Raw genomic sequence first — 596 nt, forward strand, 5'->3', positions numbered from 1 at the left:
CCTCGACCGCGAACAGGCCGGCCTGGGTGAAGACGGTCTGGTCCAGCAGTTCCGCCTCGGGGCTGCCCGCCTCGGCGAACAGCACCTCCCGCAACGGACGCGGCAGCAACGCGTCGAGCTGCGCGCACACCTCGTCCAGCGCGGCGGCGAACACCGGGAACCCGGCCGACAACTCCCGGCCCATGCCGGCACGCTGCGCACCCTGACCGGAGAACAGCAGGGCGAGCTGGCCGCGCTGGCCGGCGGCGCCGGAGACGGCCGTACCGGTGGGGTCGCCGTCGGCGAGGGCGGTCAGCGCCGCGATCAGGCCGTCCCGGGCGGCGGCGGTCACCACCGCCCGGTGCTCCAGCGCGGGCCGGGTGGTCGCCGAGGACCAGGCCACGTCCAGCGGACGCGGCGCCTCGTCAACGGCGAGCCAGCGCGCCCACCGGCCCGCCTGGCCGGCCAGGGCCGCATCGGAGCGGGCCGACAGCAGCACCGGCACCACCGGCGGCACCTCGCGGGCGACGACCTCGCCCTCGACCACCTCGGCCGGCGGCTGCTCGATGATCACGTGCGCGTTGGTGCCGGAGATGCCGAACGACGACACCGCCGCC

General features: G+C 76.8%; 1 protein-coding gene. It reads right to left on the minus strand.

From position 1 onward, the window contains the following. Positions 1–596, minus strand: a 596-nt coding sequence (locus ACFHW0_RS31745) for a ketoacyl-synthetase C-terminal extension domain-containing protein (protein ID WP_416613312.1), incomplete at both ends; no start/stop codon positions are given.

The organism is Micromonospora sp. LOL_025 (assembly GCF_048060285.1).
In the GTDB taxonomy this organism is placed as follows: domain Bacteria; phylum Actinomycetota; class Actinomycetes; order Mycobacteriales; family Micromonosporaceae; genus Micromonospora.